This window comes from Sphingobacterium sp. InxBP1 (assembly GCF_026191775.1).
Taxonomy (GTDB): Bacteria; Bacteroidota; Bacteroidia; order Sphingobacteriales; family Sphingobacteriaceae; genus Sphingobacterium; species Sphingobacterium thalpophilum.
In genome coordinates this window covers 23,172-38,278 of the sequence record NZ_JAINDX010000047.1, presented here as the reverse complement: position 1 = coordinate 38,278, position 15,107 = coordinate 23,172, and the positions used below count along the sequence as shown (strand labels likewise).

Annotated in this window: 12 protein-coding genes; 2 read left to right on the top strand and 10 right to left on the bottom strand. The window is 43.3% G+C overall.

The window, feature by feature from the left end; genetic code table 11:
• Window positions 1-10: 10 nt before the first annotated feature.
• The 10 genes from K7A41_RS15825 to K7A41_RS23640 form a co-directional block, all read right to left on the bottom strand.
• Window positions 11-4,012 (bottom strand): two-component regulator propeller domain-containing protein, encoded by a 4,002-nt coding sequence (locus K7A41_RS15825; RefSeq protein WP_265714442.1) that lies wholly within the window; start codon window positions 4,010-4,012, stop codon window positions 11-13.
• A gap of 93 nt (window positions 4,013-4,105) precedes the next feature.
• Complete coding sequence (gene atpG, locus K7A41_RS15820) at window positions 4,106-5,005, bottom strand: ATP synthase F1 subunit gamma (RefSeq protein ID WP_028070615.1); 900 nt, start codon at window positions 5,003-5,005, stop codon at window positions 4,106-4,108.
• 91 nt (window positions 5,006-5,096) lie between these two features.
• Window positions 5,097-6,671, bottom strand: coding sequence for a F0F1 ATP synthase subunit alpha (gene atpA, locus K7A41_RS15815; RefSeq protein ID WP_028070616.1), 1,575 nt, complete (start codon window positions 6,669-6,671; stop codon window positions 5,097-5,099).
• 55 nt (window positions 6,672-6,726) lie between these two features.
• Window positions 6,727-7,269 (bottom strand): F0F1 ATP synthase subunit delta, encoded by a 543-nt coding sequence (locus tag K7A41_RS15810; RefSeq protein ID WP_028070617.1) that lies wholly within the window; start codon window positions 7,267-7,269, stop codon window positions 6,727-6,729.
• Window positions 7,270-7,297: 28 nt separating this feature from the next.
• The gene (locus tag K7A41_RS15805; RefSeq protein ID WP_265714441.1) at window positions 7,298-7,798 is read right to left on the bottom strand and encodes a F0F1 ATP synthase subunit B; all 501 of its coding nucleotides are present in this window, start codon (window positions 7,796-7,798) and stop codon (window positions 7,298-7,300) included.
• Between the two features lie 110 nt (window positions 7,799-7,908).
• Window positions 7,909-8,097 carry an ATP synthase F0 subunit C gene (atpE, locus tag K7A41_RS15800; RefSeq protein ID WP_028070619.1) on the bottom strand — a complete coding sequence of 63 codons (189 nt, stop codon included), beginning with the start codon at window positions 8,095-8,097 and terminating at the stop codon, window positions 7,909-7,911.
• Window positions 8,098-8,133: 36 nt separating this feature from the next.
• Window positions 8,134-9,222, bottom strand: a complete 1,089-nt coding sequence (gene atpB / locus K7A41_RS15795; protein WP_028070620.1) for a F0F1 ATP synthase subunit A — start codon at window positions 9,220-9,222, stop codon at window positions 8,134-8,136.
• A 93-nt stretch (window positions 9,223-9,315) separates the two neighbouring features.
• Window positions 9,316-9,714 carry a hypothetical protein gene (locus tag K7A41_RS15790; protein WP_028070621.1) on the bottom strand — a complete coding sequence of 133 codons (399 nt, stop codon included), beginning with the start codon at window positions 9,712-9,714 and terminating at the stop codon, window positions 9,316-9,318.
• The gene (locus K7A41_RS15785; protein WP_028070622.1) at window positions 9,707-9,934 is read right to left on the bottom strand and encodes an AtpZ/AtpI family protein; all 228 of its coding nucleotides are present in this window, start codon (window positions 9,932-9,934) and stop codon (window positions 9,707-9,709) included. The genes K7A41_RS15790 and K7A41_RS15785 overlap by 8 nt, the downstream gene beginning before the upstream one ends.
• Before the next feature lie 48 nt (window positions 9,935-9,982).
• Window positions 9,983-12,208, bottom strand: coding sequence for a helix-turn-helix domain-containing protein (locus K7A41_RS23640; protein WP_322784031.1), 2,226 nt, complete (start codon window positions 12,206-12,208; stop codon window positions 9,983-9,985).
• A gap of 199 nt (window positions 12,209-12,407) precedes the next feature.
• Here K7A41_RS23640 and K7A41_RS15765 point away from each other — a divergent pair, with 199 nt between their 5' ends.
• Together K7A41_RS15765 and K7A41_RS15760 are read left to right on the top strand one after the other, a co-directional pair.
• Window positions 12,408-12,905 carry a phosphoheptose isomerase gene (locus K7A41_RS15765; protein WP_265714440.1) on the top strand — a complete coding sequence of 166 codons (498 nt, stop codon included), beginning with the start codon at window positions 12,408-12,410 and terminating at the stop codon, window positions 12,903-12,905.
• 333 nt (window positions 12,906-13,238) lie between these two features.
• The gene (locus K7A41_RS15760; protein ID WP_265714439.1) at window positions 13,239-15,092 is read left to right on the top strand and encodes a DNA topoisomerase IV subunit B; all 1,854 of its coding nucleotides are present in this window, start codon (window positions 13,239-13,241) and stop codon (window positions 15,090-15,092) included.
• Window positions 15,093-15,107: the final 15 nt, after the last annotated feature.

Sequence of the window (15,107 nt, the reverse complement as noted above, 5' to 3'; positions counted from 1 at the left end):
TGTATACAAACTATTTGCGATAATAAGACGGTAAATTACCGAAAGCAGATTTAAAGTATTTACTGAACTGTTTAGGATTGCCAAATCCCACGGCGTAAGCAATTTCGGCAATGGATAACTTCGAATTCTGAACTAGATGCATAGCGCGTTTCAAACGGATATGCCGCACATATTCGGTAGGAGAATAACCGGTAATGGCAAGCACTTTTTTGTACAGTCCGACACGGGTAATATTCATCCTCTTCGCCAGCAATTCTACGGACAGCGCAGAATCGCTCAGATCTTTTTCGATTTCCGTAATCAATGCCCGGATGAACTGTTCGTCCGCAGACTCGATCTCAGGTTGTACGAGGTCTACTTTGATCTGTTTCTGATAACGCCTGACGAGGTTTTGCTGCTGACCAAGGATCTGTGCAAGCTTTGATTGTAATAGTTCAATATGGAAGGGTTTGTGAATATAATCAGTCGCCCCAGCTCGTAGCGCCTCTACCTCAGTCCGCTGGTTGACCACGGCAGTTACGATCAAAACAGGAATATGGTCCAGTTTGCCCTGGCCTCTTACATAACGGCACAAGTCCAGCCCACTTTCTCCGGGGAGATTCAAGTCTGCGATGATTAAATCGATCGGCTGTCGACTGAGCTGCTCTTTCGCTAGGCCGACCGTTTGCGAACGAATGATGACATAGTTCGGACGCAAACATCTTTCCATATAGTGAAGGAAATCGGCATCATCTTCCACCAACAAAATACGAGGGTTCCCAGCCGGTAGATTTGGTTTCTGTTCCACCTCAGGTTCAGCTGCCTGTATGGGCAGCTCCACATAAAATCGCGTCCAGTCCGAATCACTCGAAACCTCAATTTTCCCGTTCAAAAACTCCACATATTCTTTGACGATAGACAGCCCAATGCCTGTGCCCTGATTCAATTTACCATTGGGAACTTCCAGCTGAAAATATCGTTCAAAAATACGCTGCTGAAGTCTATCGGGAATTGGTACGCCCTGATTTTTCACTTCGATATAGACGCTTTTTCCAAGATTAGTACCGCCAATGCCGGCCTGAACACATACAGTTCCCATTGTTGGGCTAAACTTGATCGCATTGGAAACTAAATTAAAAACAATACTCTCCAGCTTGTTTTTGTCAAACCAGGCCGAAAAAGAGCTTGGGACGAGATCCAGGTCCAGCCTGACCTGACTGGTTTCCGCTAATGCTGAAAAGGCCTGTACCTGTTCATGGATGAATCCCATGATATCTCCATACTCGGCGCGTAATTCCAGTTGACTGCGTTCCAGCTTTCTGAAATCCAGCAGTTGGTTAACGAGCTTGAGAAGACGATCGGCATTTTTTTTGATCAGGCTCAGATCGGCTTTTTTATGCTCATCCTCTTCTTGACTCAGCAACTGCTGCGTAGGCGTTAGGATCAAACTGATCGGCGTCCTAAATTCATGGCTGACATTCGTAAAGAAGCGTGTTTTCAATGCATCGAGCTCCTTAGCCTGCAGTGCCTGCTCCTTCGCGAGGTACAGCTGATTGCGTGTTCTGGCCCGTAATTTGGTCAGATAATAGAATATCCATAAAAGGCTGAACAATACACCGGCGTAAAGTGCAAAAGCCCAAGTGGACCGCCAGAATGGGGGCTGTATATCAATCGTCAATAATAGCACTTTTTCAGACCAATGGTGTGTGTCCAGTGCATGCCGGATATAGAAACGGTAAGCCTTTGCATCCAGATTGGTAAAGTTGGCACGTAGAGTCCCCGGCTCAAAATCAAACCACTCGTCACTCAGCCCGATAAGCTGATACTGGTAAAGGCCGCTGTTTTGCTGCAGATAGTCAAATGTTGATAGTTCCAGGGAGAGCGCGTTCAGGTTATAAGGCAGCTTAAGTTCTTTCAGGTTGTGCAATGACTGATCGTAGATCACCCGCCCAGCAAAAGCTTCGCCGACGGCCACCCGTTTATTGAATAGGTAGATGTTAGATAAAACCGGCGTAGGCATCCCCTGTTCACTGACAATGGCCTCGGGATCAATAAAGTTGAATCCTTTAGGACCACCAAAAACGAGCCGCCCATCGCGTAGCTTTAATGCAGCATTTTCATTAAAAACATTACCCTGCAATCCCAGCTCCTGCTTAAAATTCCGGACAATGAACTTGCCCGGGTCTCCTGAAGCCACAATTTCCGAAAGCCCCTTATTGCTCGATGCCCAGAGGTTGCCCTTATTGTCCACCAAAAGTGCCAATAGGGCATCATCGCTCAGTCCGTCCTTCTGTGTGAGGTAACTGATGTGCCCGTCCTCGATGACGTGTAGGCCATCCTGGGTAGCAGCCCAGATCCGCCCCCGCCGATCCTCCTTGATATCATAGATCAGGTTATTCGACAACCTTGGTGAACTATTGGTATTGAAATACTTGATTTGGCCATCAGAACCTAAACGTGCCATCCCAGTAGCTGTGCCTATCCATAGCTGTTTTTTGGAATCTTCAAACAATACGGAGATATAATTGCTCGTTAGGGTATCTCGCCGCTGGTTGATCGCCTTGGAAAATACCTCCGTCTTCCGGTCAAACAAATATAGTCCGCCGCCGAGTGTGCCAACCCAAAATCTGCCGGAGCTATCTTCATAAACTTCCCAGACGCTGTCATCATTTAATTGCCCCGCTCCCGCGCCACGGACGAACGTCCGGAAGTTTTTACCGTCAAAACTGCACAAACCACCTCTATAGGTGCCTATCCAAAGGAGACCATCGCGATCTAGGTGCAAAGAAACGATCACGTTGCTGCTCAAGCTATTGGCCTGTCCAGGGTGATGCATATATTGGGTAAACGTTTTTTTGGAAATATCATAATAAAGAAGTCCCCCACCATTTGTTCCGATCCACAGATTCCCCTTCCGGTCTTCCACAAACTTATTGACATCGTCAAAGGGCAGTGATCTCGGTAACCCCGGGTAGTTTTTAATCAACGGGAACAACAGTAGGTTGGGGTGATAATAGCTAATACCGCCTTTATATGTGCCTACCCATATAATCCCCGACTGGTCCCTGTACAATGCCGTTATGCTGTTGTAAGGTAAGCTTCTGAGATCATATCGATCATTACGAATGATTTCGATTTTTCCATTTTGCTTATTAAATGCATTGATCCCACCGTGGTCGGTGCCCAGCCAGATTAAGCCTTGGGTATCTTCCACAACATTCCCCACAAACGGATTCGACAATTCGGACTGTAGATGTCTAACCCTACCAGTCTGTGGATGCAGCCAGTAGGCCCCCACTGGTTTGTCTTTGGCATATACCCATAGATCTCCATCCCTATCTTCAAATATATTCAGATTAACCTGCTTATGTGCCAAGGCTAGCTGGGCAACTTTGTGGCTCTGAAAGGACCGCAAGTCTGTCCGACTGAGCAAACCGTCTTCATAAATAATCCAGATAGACTGCTCACGTCCGCGGATGACGTCAGAGATCTGGCTCTGCTGATACCATGGAGATATGCTACGAAAGTTTCCCTTCGCGGCATCATATACGACTAGCGAACGGTCAGCATACAATAAGGCAAATTTCCCACTACCAAGAGGACGTATAGTGTATACATCCTTGGCTGGCAATCCTCTACCGGCCAACACGGAGTCCACCCGCTGAATGATAGTCCCTGTCCGCTGGTCAAAAATATTCATTTTATTGCTGGTACGTATCCATACATCTCCTTCGGGACCTTCGAATAAACCGGATATAACGTTACTGCTGAGTCCCTGCTCCTTATTACCGGAATAGCGGAAATTGGTAAACTGCATACCATCAAATCGGCTCAGGCCCGATTCCGTGCCAAACCAGAGATAATTGTATTGATCTCTTAGCGCGCAATTGATGTGGTTGTGGATCAGCCCCTGATCGGAGGTCAAGGTCCGAAACGGATACATGTTGGTCTGGGCGAAAACAGCTGACTTCCCGAATAGAATTAAAATACAGAGAAGTATACGGTATGCTAAAGATGATTTTTTCTGCCTCATTGGTTATGCTTCTCCAATGATACAAAAATTGATTTATAAAAAAAAGGCGATATGTTTTGCATATCGCCTTTTGTATCATGTCGAATAATGGAATTATCCGTTTGACAAAGCTGCAGCGCCAGATACGATCTCGGTCAGCTCGGTTGTGATCGCTGCCTGACGCGCCTGGTTGTAAGATAATTTGAGTGATCTCAACAGGTCACCCGCATTTTCTGTTGCTTTATCCATCGCTGTCATACGTGCACCATGCTCGGAAGCATTGGAATCCAACACAGCTTTATATAATTGAATCTTGATGGCTTTGGGAATTAGTTCTTCGATGATCTTCTCTTTGGAAGGTTCGATGATATAATCCACTTCAGCTTCTATTTTTGCTTTATGCGTATGTTGCGTTTTATCTTCTGCAGGTAATAACGGTAAAATCTGCTCCGTTGTCAGCTCCTGAACAGCTGCATTTTTGAATTGGTTATACACCACTTCAACACGGTCAAAATTACCTTCCTTGAATTGTTCCATGATAAATTCTGTCACCATCGAAACAGATCCAAAATTCAAATCCGAAAACAAATCCGAGTGGTTGGCGATCATATTGAAGTTACGCTTTGCATAAAAGTCGTAACCCTTTTTTCCAATACCAATGATACTTAAATTACCTTTTGCATGTTGCTCAGCATACTTATTAAAAATCAAGTTATTGGTTGCTTTGATTACATTCGCATTGAATGCTCCAGCCAGCCCTCTGTTAGAAGAAACAACAACGATCAACACCTTATTTGGCTCACGGTCTATGGTGAACGGAGAATTGTTTCCTTCCACACTTGCAGAAACGTCTGCCAAAATATCTCTTAGTTTATTCGCATATGGTCGCAATTGTAAGATAGCGTTAGTAGCGCGCTTCAATTTAGCAGCCGAAACCATTTTCATAGCTTTCGTGATCTGCTGTGTTGATGTTACGGAGGTGATCCGGTTTCTTACTTCTTTTAAATTTGCCATATCTAAGATTGGAGATAGGAGATCTGAGATAGGAGATTTAAGAAATCTTTCAAAGACATCTCAAATCTCAAATCTATCATCTCACATCTGATTAATATTTTGATGCTAAATCTTTAGCTACTGTTTCTAATACTGCAGTCAACTCATCTGTAAATTTACCAGCTTTGAAAGCCGCCAAAACTTCTGGATGACGTTGCTCCAATTGTGTTAAGAATTCTTCTTCAAATTCTCTTACCTTGTTGACAGGAACATTACGCAACAAACCTTTTGTTCCGGCATAGATGATCGCTACTTGCTTCTCTACTGACACAGGAGAATATTGTCCTTGTTTTAGGATCTCCACGTTACGGACCCCTTTGTCCAATACAGCTTTGGTAGCCGCATCAAGGTCTGAACCGAATTTTGCAAAAGCTTCCAGTTCACGGTACTGCGCCTGATCTAGCTTCAAGGTACCCGATACTTTCTTCATCGATTTGATCTGAGCATTACCACCCACACGGGATACGGAGATACCCACGTTGATCGCAGGACGGATACCGGCATTGAATAAGTTGGACTCCAAGAAAATCTGACCATCTGTGATGGAAATTACGTTGGTTGGGATGTATGCCGAAACGTCACCTGCCTGCGTCTCAATAATCGGAAGGGCTGTCAATGAACCACCACCTTTCACCAAATGTTTGATAGACTCCGGAAGATCGTTCATGTTACGTGCGATATCGTCTGATGAGTTGATTTTCGCAGCACGTTCCAACAAACGGCTATGCAAATAAAACACGTCACCAGGATATGCCTCACGACCCGGTGGACGACGCAACAACAAAGATACCTCACGGTAAGCCACAGCTTGTTTAGACAAATCGTCATAAACGATCAATGCTGGACGGCCTGTATCGCGGAAAAACTCGCCGATAGCAGCACCCGCCATTGGCGCGTAAAACTGAAGCGGAGCAGGATCAGCAGCAGAAGCAGCAACCACAACGGTATAGGCCATAGCACCACGCTCCTCTAATGTACGCACGATATTTGCCACTGTAGAGTTCTTCTGACCAACAGCAACATAGATACAAAATACAGGCTGACCTGCATCGTAGAATTCTTTCTGGTTTAAGATCGTATCGATACAAACCGCAGTCTTACCTGTCTGACGGTCACCGATAACCAACTCACGCTGACCACGGCCTACCGGAATCATCGCATCAATCGCTTTGATACCTGTTTGCAATGGCTCTGTTACAGGCTGACGGTAGATAACACCAGGAGCTTTACGCTCGATCGGCATTTCATACAATTCACCTTGAATAGGCCCTTTGCCATCGATTGGCTGACCCAATGTATTCACCACACGTCCCAACAATCCTTCTCCAACTTTGATGGATGCAATACGGTTGGTACGTTTAATCGTATCACCTTCTTTGATTTCATCCGAAGGACCCAAAAGAACGACACCGACGTTGTCTTCTTCTAAGTTTAATACAATACCTTGTAATCCGTTATCAAATTCAACCAACTCACCGGACTGAACTTTAGTTAAGCCGTAAATACGAGCAATACCGTCACCCACAGCAAGTACGGTACCCACTTCCTCTAGTTCGGCTTCTGATTTAAAGCCCGACAATTGTTCTCTTAAAATTGCCGATACTTCATCTGGTCTTACCTCTATCATTTTAATTATTATAAGGGGTTTTTTGATTTATTTTACTTTGCAGGATCAGAGCTTATTAATTTCCCTGATTCAAATATCTTTCTAACTTATTCAATTTACCAGCAATACTTGCATCAATTTGGCGGTCGCCAATATTGACCACAAATCCGCCAATCAGGCGGCTATCAACCTTATTGGTCAAAATCACCTGTGCGTTGGTCTCTTTTGCAAGTACGTCTTTCATCGCTGTTAAATTAGCTTCCGAAAGCGGTGCCGCGGACGTTACTGTCGCTTTTACAATACCTTTTACCTCATTGTACTCACGGATAAATTCCTGAGCAGTAGCATACACGATGACACCACGACCTTTGTTGATCATGATCTTAAAAAAGGCTAAGATAGTCGGATTGATCTTATCTTTAAATAAAGCATCCAATACACTTTTCTTCTTGTCCAATGGCACAATAGGATTGGCTAAAATAGCCTGCAATTCTGAACTGGATTTCAACACAGCGATAAACGACTCCATATCCGTTTTGATAGTCTCCAGTGAGCCTTGCTCGCTAGCCAAATCAAGTAAAGATTTTGCGTATCTCGATGCAACTTTAAATACTGACATATTCTCTTTCGTAATTTAAGTGACCGGATTAGTTCAATTTAACATCATTAAGCAAATCTGCTACTAAAGCTTCCTGCTTACCTTGGTCCTCAAATTCTTTTGTTAACACTTTGCGAGCGATATCCAAAGACAAAGACGAAACTTGTGATTTCACTTCAGCCAAAGCCTTATTCTTTTGTTCATCGATTTCTGCTTTTGCCTGCGCAATCATCCTTGAACCCTCAGCTTGCGCCTGAGTTTTAGCTTCAGCAACGATTTTCTCTTTTAGCTCTTTTGCTTCTTTAAGGATAACATCACGTTCTGCACGAGCTTCTTTCAGTAATTGTTCGTTTTCATTGGTCAAACGAGCCATCTCCAATTTAGCTTTCTCCGCAGCTTCCAAAGCAGTAGCAATTCCTTGCTCACGCTCATCCAAAGCATTTACGATAGGTTTCCAGGCAAACTTGCCTAACAAAAAGATCACAACCAATAAAATGATTAGTTGCCAAAAGAACAAACCGTACGAGAACTGATTAATTAATGCTTCCATTTATATACAATTGTAAATTATAATTTTCTTTTGTCTGTATTTTTTTGTTTAAATACAGTCTGCAACCAACCGTTGCAAACTGTATCTAGTAAACTTTTAATCAGCTTGGATTATTTACCTAAGATTAAAGCACCGAATGCTAAACCTTCAACTAAGGCACCAATGATGATCATCGCAGTTTGAATTTTAGATGCTGCTTCTGGTTGGCGAGCGATAGCTTCCATAGCTGAACCACCGATTTTACCTAAACCTAAACCTGCACCGATTACGATTAAACCTGCTCCAATTAAGTTGTACATAATAATTATTTTATAAAATTTAACAAAAAAATTCAATTAGTGATGTGCGTGCTCTTCAACAGCCATACCGATAAATAGGGATGACAACATCGTGAAGATAAAGGCTTGTAAAAACGCAACCAGTAACTCCAGGAAGAACAACACCAAAGTCAACAACATAGACACACCGATACTACCGGGAACCGTCAATTGTTGTTGGAATAAATAGACGATTGCTATCAAGCCCATTACTACAGAGTGACCTGCTGTAATATTCGCAAATAAACGCAACATCAACGAGAAAGGTTTTGTAAACATCCCCAAGACCTCGATAGGTGCCAAAATAAATTTAAACGGCACAGGTACCCCCGGCATCCAAAAGATGTGCTTCCAGTAATCTTTATTTGCTTTAATATTGGTGATAACAAAAGTGAATAAAGCCAGACATAAGGTTACTGTGATATTTCCGGTAACGTTAAATCCTAGCGGCGTCAATCCCAATAGGTTTAACACAAAAATCAGGAAAAATACAGACAGTAAGTACGGCATAAACTCTTTGTAACGATGCCCGATATTTGGCACGGCCATTTCGTCACGAACATATAAAACTAAGGGTTCTAACACGCGACCTACACCTTTTGGCAAGTTGTTGACACCTTTTTTATAGGTCTTCGCCAAACTTGTAAAGCCCCAGAACAACAAGAAAGCCGCCAATAATAAACCTACTACGTTCTTTGTAATAGAGAAGTCTAAAGGTTTTGCATTTGTTGGATGATGCTGTTCATCGTAGTTAATCGTGCCAGCAGCATCTGTCTTATAGATTTTGCCATGATATAGCGCATAGTATTGACCATTTTTCTCAACAACAGACTCACCATGATGAAATTCACCCGAAGAGAAAACAACCAATCCATTATCAATAAGAATTACTGGCAATGGAAAACCATAATGTTTTCCTGCTTTTTTATCGGTGAACAAAGAAAAATAATGATCATCTTGCAAGTGATGTTGACTATACTCTTTGATCTCCTCAGCTTGGGTTTTAGGCGCATCCCCGTGCGCTTCTTCAGCTGCTTTTAAGGTAAAAGGATTGACAGCAAGAAAAATTACTGCAAATAATAAAAGTGCTCTCTTAAGATTCACCATTTCAGATTACTATTGAATAATAAAAAATTTTGCGCAAAAATACAATTTTATTTGGCATTCTCAGCATTTGTTCAAACTTTTTCCAAAAATAGTTTAGACCTTTTTATCTGCTTGATTTAAAGCATTAAAAGCGATGTATACATCGACAAACAACGAGATAAAAAATACGACCAAAAAGTTATATTCGATAAAGTCATTCTCAAAGGTATTTAGCCCATCTTTGATATAGATAAAAGCTGCAACTGCCTTTAATAATACCAGACCCAAAAAAAGAACGCCCAACTTTTCGGGCATGGACCAGCTGGCAAAAAACACCAACACTGCAACGAGCAACGAGGAGCACAAACCAAAGCCATACATTCCCAGTAGGCTGTAGGAAGTTTGTGACCAATACAGGCCCAGCTGCATACCCGACAACACTAAATAATGCGCCATGAAACTAGCCACAAAAACGATCAGCAGCAGTAGCACGCTTTTCAGATAACTATTCATTCTTATTAATTTGATTTGCTTGCTTGATGAACTGGTACAAAGATACAATCACGCCTAAAAGCGTCAGGCCCTTCATACCCCATTCACCTGCAATCGCATATTTTTCGTCCAACCAACTGCCGACCCAGTAAAATAAATAAATGGTAATCCCCATCTGTATCGGCATGGAGGTAAACACGATCCACTTGTTAATCTTCTTATTGGTTTTTTCCTCTTTCAATTAGCTTATAATAAAGGTTGACAAATATACATCATAATTCGTTATACCTTACAACCCTAAAACTTTTTGTCCAATTTTAATATCTGGATAATCTACATCTGCTCCCAGAAGCATTTTAAGTTCAGATGATGACTTGTCGGGATGAGTCCGGATAACTTCTACGATGCGGTCCAGCTTGTCCTGGCTGATCAGCTCGGTAGCTTCCACTTCCGTGCCAACAAAATTGATCAGATGCCCATAGATTGTGCCCGCAACCATACCCCGTTTGCTTGCAATTTCCGGAATACTCATACCGTCTTTAAACATTTCTAAAGAGATATCCTTTGTATCGAGCTTTTTGCTTCCTTCTTCATCTGCACCCTGCACCGCTAGCTCCTGTTTTTCTTTTGTTTTGACACGTTCGGCAACGTCAAGCATGGCCGTCTGAAAGTCTTCCCGTTTAGACAACGTTTCGGCAATGATCAGACAGTGCTGCAACTGCTCACGTTTGCGCTTATAATCCAGTAACAGCGCCTTTAGTTCGTCAATGTATTTCTTGGTTCGTTTTCTGATCTGATACTCTTCGATATGCTCGGTCAGCGCTTTGATCAGATCAGTATCCATCCGCGGCAAAAACCAGTTGACGGCGGCTGTCGACCGTTCGCAGATCAGGTCGTAATCAATCGCGTCTTTATCCCGAAGTAGATCATATAACAGCACAATAAACTTGTGTGCCACCTTTTCCTGTGTCTGCAGCTGACCCACCAGTTGCTGAAAGACCTCTACGGCTTTTTCCTTCCCATCAATATTCCGATCGTCCAGCGACTTTAGCAATTCAGAAGTTTCGGTCAACAGCCCATCCCAACGGAAACCATTCATCAAGATCTGCCCCAGATAGCTTCGCTGACATTGCTCCAGGATCTCCTGGATATTGGTTTGAGACTGTGCCCGCTGTGCAAATTCGACCACCTGATAGTCTGTCCGGATAGCATAAGGAGGAATGATGGATTTAAGCACCAGCCCCTCTAAACTCGTCAGCCGGCTTAAAGCCACATAAACCTGCCCAGCCGCAAACGATGTCCCCGCATCGATTATGGCTTTGTCAAATGTCAGTCCCTGGCTCTTATGAATAGTGATCGCCCAGGCCAGACGTAACGGAAATTGCGAGAACGTACCCAACACCTCTTCCTTGATCTGATCCTGTCCTTTGTCATAATTGTAGCGGATATTTTCCCAGGTTTCCCGTTTCACTGTTACCGGATCCGAGCCATCCGGAAAAGCCACTGTGACAGTACCATGAACGGTATCAATGTCCTTCACTGTACCTATTTTGCCATTATAATACTTTCGCTCATCACCCGAATCGTTTCGGATAAACATCACCTGTGCCCCCAATTTCAGTGAAAGGGTCTCCTCCGCCGGGTAAGCCCCCTGGGCAAAGTCGTCCTTCACCACCGCCTTCAAATTGAGCATCCTGCCCGGCAACGATGCCAGCTTCGCGCTGTTGATCTCATCGGCAATCCGGTTGTGGGAAGTTAAGGTAATATACTGTTCGTCGTCCTTCGGAACAAAATCTTGTTGATAATAGCTGTTTAAGGTCGTCAGCATATCACTTGTACATTGATTGTTACGGATAGCATTCAAAATCGAAATAAACCCCTCATCCTGTTGCCGGTAAATCTTATTAAGTTCGAGCATGACCAGCGGATTATCGCGCAGCACCTTTGCATTGAAAAAGAAAACCGAAGAATAATGATCACGCAGTACAGTCCATTCCGTGTCTTTCACTACCGGCGGCAACTGGTATAAATCACCTATAAACAACACCTGAAGACCACCAAAAGGCCGCATATCCCGCCGTACCGACTGCAATATCACATTGATGGCGTCCAATGTGTCTGCCCGCACCATGGAGACCTCATCAATTACCAGCAGTTCGAGTTCCTGCAGAATGGCACGGCGTTGCTTTGTAAGCTTAATGGTGCTGAATAAACGGGACTTATTATAAATATGACTATCCTGCTCATCCCAGCGCAGTTCATAATCTTCGACAAAAGTGCCAAAGGGAAGCCAAAACAAAGAATGTAGCGTGGTTCCCCCCGCATTCATTGCCGCTACTCCCGTGGGTGCCGTGATTGCCATTTTCTTATAGCTGTGTTCACGGATATATTTCAAGAAAGTCGTTTTTCCGGTACCTGCCTTCCCCGTGATAAATAGGTTCTGATTGGTCTGGTTGACAAATGCAACAGCCTGCATAAATGCGGTATTCTCCCGATCGACTTGAAAATTTGACATATTTTGAAATTAGATGATCACAAAACTAAGGATTTCATTTCGAAATCGCAGGCTTCCTTTTATTTGAAAAGTGGCGGCAAAACACATTAATTTTAATGATTTTCATATAGCTAAAACGGTTAACTAAAAAATATTAATGATTTTTTTCCTATATTTAGCTGCTGAATAAATGATCATAAATTTTTAGAAGTTTTATAACATGGCTATAGATAAAACCGCATTATTTGAAAAAGTGCAGGAAATGTTGACATCCAAAGGATTCAACATCGAGAAGTCGGATGCTACCCGTCCTTGGGGCGGCTTTTTTGTCATTGACGAATCACAGGCGCAGGAGTTTGCGAACGAATATTTCGGAGGACTGGATGTGCAGGAATTAAAAATCTCCGGAAAATTAAGTCCAAAAATTCTGATCGTTGCGCCAGATAAACGACTTTCCTGGCAGTATCATCACCGCCGTGCTGAAATCTGGCGCGTTATCCAGGGAAATGTGGGCGTTATGGTGTCGGATACCGATGAGGAATCGGTTGTTTCAACCTTACGTGAAGGCGAAACTATCCGTCTGCGTCAAGGACAGCGTCACCGCCTGATCGGATTGGACGGATTCGGTATTTTGGCCGAGATATGGCAGCATACCGATGCTGACAACCCTTCCGATGAAGACGATATTGTACGCGTTCAGGACGATTTTGGCCGATAAGAATTTCTATTTATCGCCGACAAAAGGGTGTCCGGAATAACCGGATACCCTCTACGCTCTTTTAATCTCAACCTGCCGCAGACTGATAAGATAGACATGGTGTCAAACCAGCATTCATGCCCTCTCTTGCTCGATAACCTGCACTCCCATTTATCAAATGACCTCATCATTTTTCTCTTTGTGATTACTCACATTACGTGTAAACGTTTTCTGGCAAATGAACAATTATTCAAATTCGACAAAAAACAGTCAATATCTAAAAAATTTAGTCTTTTCAGCTACCGATCATGGTTTATTTTTTATACTTTTGTTAGCTAAGTTCAACATAAATTTATGAGTACATACAACGAAGACAGCATTAGGTCCCTGGATTGGAAAGAGCATATCCGCCTTCGTCCGGGAATGTACATTGGAAAGTTGGGGGACGGTTCGGCCTATGATGACGGCATCTATGTTTTATTGAAAGAAGTCGTCGACAATTCGATTGACGAATTTGTGATGGGTGCCGGAAAGACGATCGACATTACTGTAAACGAAAATAAAGTTTCGGTACGGGATTATGGTCGGGGTATTCCAATTGGCTCTGTGGTCGATGTTGTTTCTAAAATCAATACCGGTGGGAAGTACGATAGCAAGGCATTCCAGAAGTCTGTTGGCTTGAATGGTGTCGGCACCAAAGCGGTAAATGCACTATCCAGCCAATTTACTGTACAGTCCTACCGCCAAAATATCACGCGCATTGCTCAGTTCTCCAAAGGTGAACTGATTAGTGACGAACAAAAAGAGACAACACAGCGTAACGGTACGGCGGTGACCTTTTATCCGGACGATACGATTTTCAGAAATTACAAATACAGACTTGAATTTGTTGAAAACATGATCTGGAATTATGTTTTTCTGAATGCAGGTCTGACCATTAATTTTAATAACAGAAAGTTCGTTTCCGAACATGGTCTCAAAGATCTATTGGAGCGCAATATCGACGCTGAGTCCATGCGGTATCCGATTATCCACCTACGTGGGGATGATATTGAAATTGCCATGACCCACGGTCAGCAGTATGGTGAAGAATATTATTCCTTCGTAAATGGGCAGCATACTACACAGGGGGGTACGCACCAGGCTGCCTTCCGTGAAGCTATCGTTAAGACAGTCCGCGAATTCTATAGAAAAGAATTTGATGCCTCTGATATACGGTCGTCTATCATTGGAGCAATTGCTATCAAAGTGCAGGAACCTGTTTTCGAATCGCAGACAAAAACGAAGTTAGGATCACAAAGTGTAGGGCCCGAAGGTCCAACTGTGCGCACATTTATCAACGACTTCGTCAAAAAAGCACTCGATGACTACCTCCATAAAAATCCGGCCACAGCTGATGCCCTTCAAAAACGCATCCTTCAGTCAGAACGGGAGCGGAAAGATATCGCCGGCATCAAAAAGCTGGCAAACGAACGTGCAAAAAAAGCATCTTTACACAACCGCAAACTGCGGGATTGCAAAGTCCACTTCAACGATAAAAACGAACGTAATCAGGAAACCACACTATTTATCACGGAGGGAGATTCAGCTTCCGGATCGATTACAAAATCGCGGGATGTACAGACCCAGGCTGTTTTCAGTTTGAAAGGAAAGCCGCTGAACTCCTACGGGATGTCCAAAAAAATCGTATACGAGAATGAGGAGTTCAACCTGCTACAACACGCACTTAATATTGAAGATGGCCTCGACGGTCTACGCTACAATAATATCGTAATCGCCACCGATGCCGATGTAGATGGCATGCATATCCGGTTGCTGCTGTTGACTTTTTTCCTACAGTTTTTCCCGGATCTCGTAAAAGCGGGACATGTGTCTATCCTACAGACCCCCTTATTTAGGGTGCGAAACAAAAAGGAGACCATCTACTGTTATTCCGACGAGGAAAGACAACGGGCCATCAGCAAACTTGGCGGCAAACCCGAAATCACGCGCTTTAAAGGGCTTGGTGAGATTTCTCCGTCCGAATTTGGCCTGTTTATCGGAAAAGACATGCGCCTAGATCCGGTTATCCTGTCAAAAGACAATAAGATTCAACAATTATTAGAATATTATATGGGCAAAAATACACCGGATCGACAAAAACACATTGTTGAAAATCTCCGCGTGGAAGTTGACCTTGAAGAAGAACTCACAAAAAAAGCGGGCTAATTTAAACCCGCTTTT

Excerpts from the sequence above, each read along its gene's own strand:
- K7A41_RS15825 (WP_265714442.1), bottom strand. The coding sequence starts at position 4,012 with ATGAGGCAGAAAAAATCATCTTTAGCATACCGTATACTTCTCTGTATT.
- atpG (WP_028070615.1), bottom strand. The coding sequence starts at position 5,005 with ATGGCAAATTTAAAAGAAGTAAGAAACCGGATCACCTCCGTAACATCA.
- atpA (WP_028070616.1), bottom strand. The coding sequence starts at position 6,671 with ATGATAGAGGTAAGACCAGATGAAGTATCGGCAATTTTAAGAGAACAA.
- K7A41_RS15810 (WP_028070617.1), bottom strand. The coding sequence starts at position 7,269 with ATGTCAGTATTTAAAGTTGCATCGAGATACGCAAAATCTTTACTTGAT.
- K7A41_RS15805 (WP_265714441.1), bottom strand. The coding sequence starts at position 7,798 with ATGGAAGCATTAATTAATCAGTTCTCGTACGGTTTGTTCTTTTGGCAA.
- atpE (WP_028070619.1), bottom strand. The coding sequence starts at position 8,097 with ATGTACAACTTAATTGGAGCAGGTTTAATCGTAATCGGTGCAGGTTTA.
- atpB (WP_028070620.1), bottom strand. The coding sequence starts at position 9,222 with ATGGTGAATCTTAAGAGAGCACTTTTATTATTTGCAGTAATTTTTCTT.
- K7A41_RS15790 (WP_028070621.1), bottom strand. The coding sequence starts at position 9,714 with ATGAATAGTTATCTGAAAAGCGTGCTACTGCTGCTGATCGTTTTTGTG.
- K7A41_RS23640 (WP_322784031.1), bottom strand. The coding sequence starts at position 12,208 with ATGTCAAATTTTCAAGTCGATCGGGAGAATACCGCATTTATGCAGGCT.
- K7A41_RS15765 (WP_265714440.1), top strand. The coding sequence starts at position 12,408 with ATGGCTATAGATAAAACCGCATTATTTGAAAAAGTGCAGGAAATGTTG.
- K7A41_RS15760 (WP_265714439.1), top strand. The coding sequence starts at position 13,239 with ATGAGTACATACAACGAAGACAGCATTAGGTCCCTGGATTGGAAAGAG.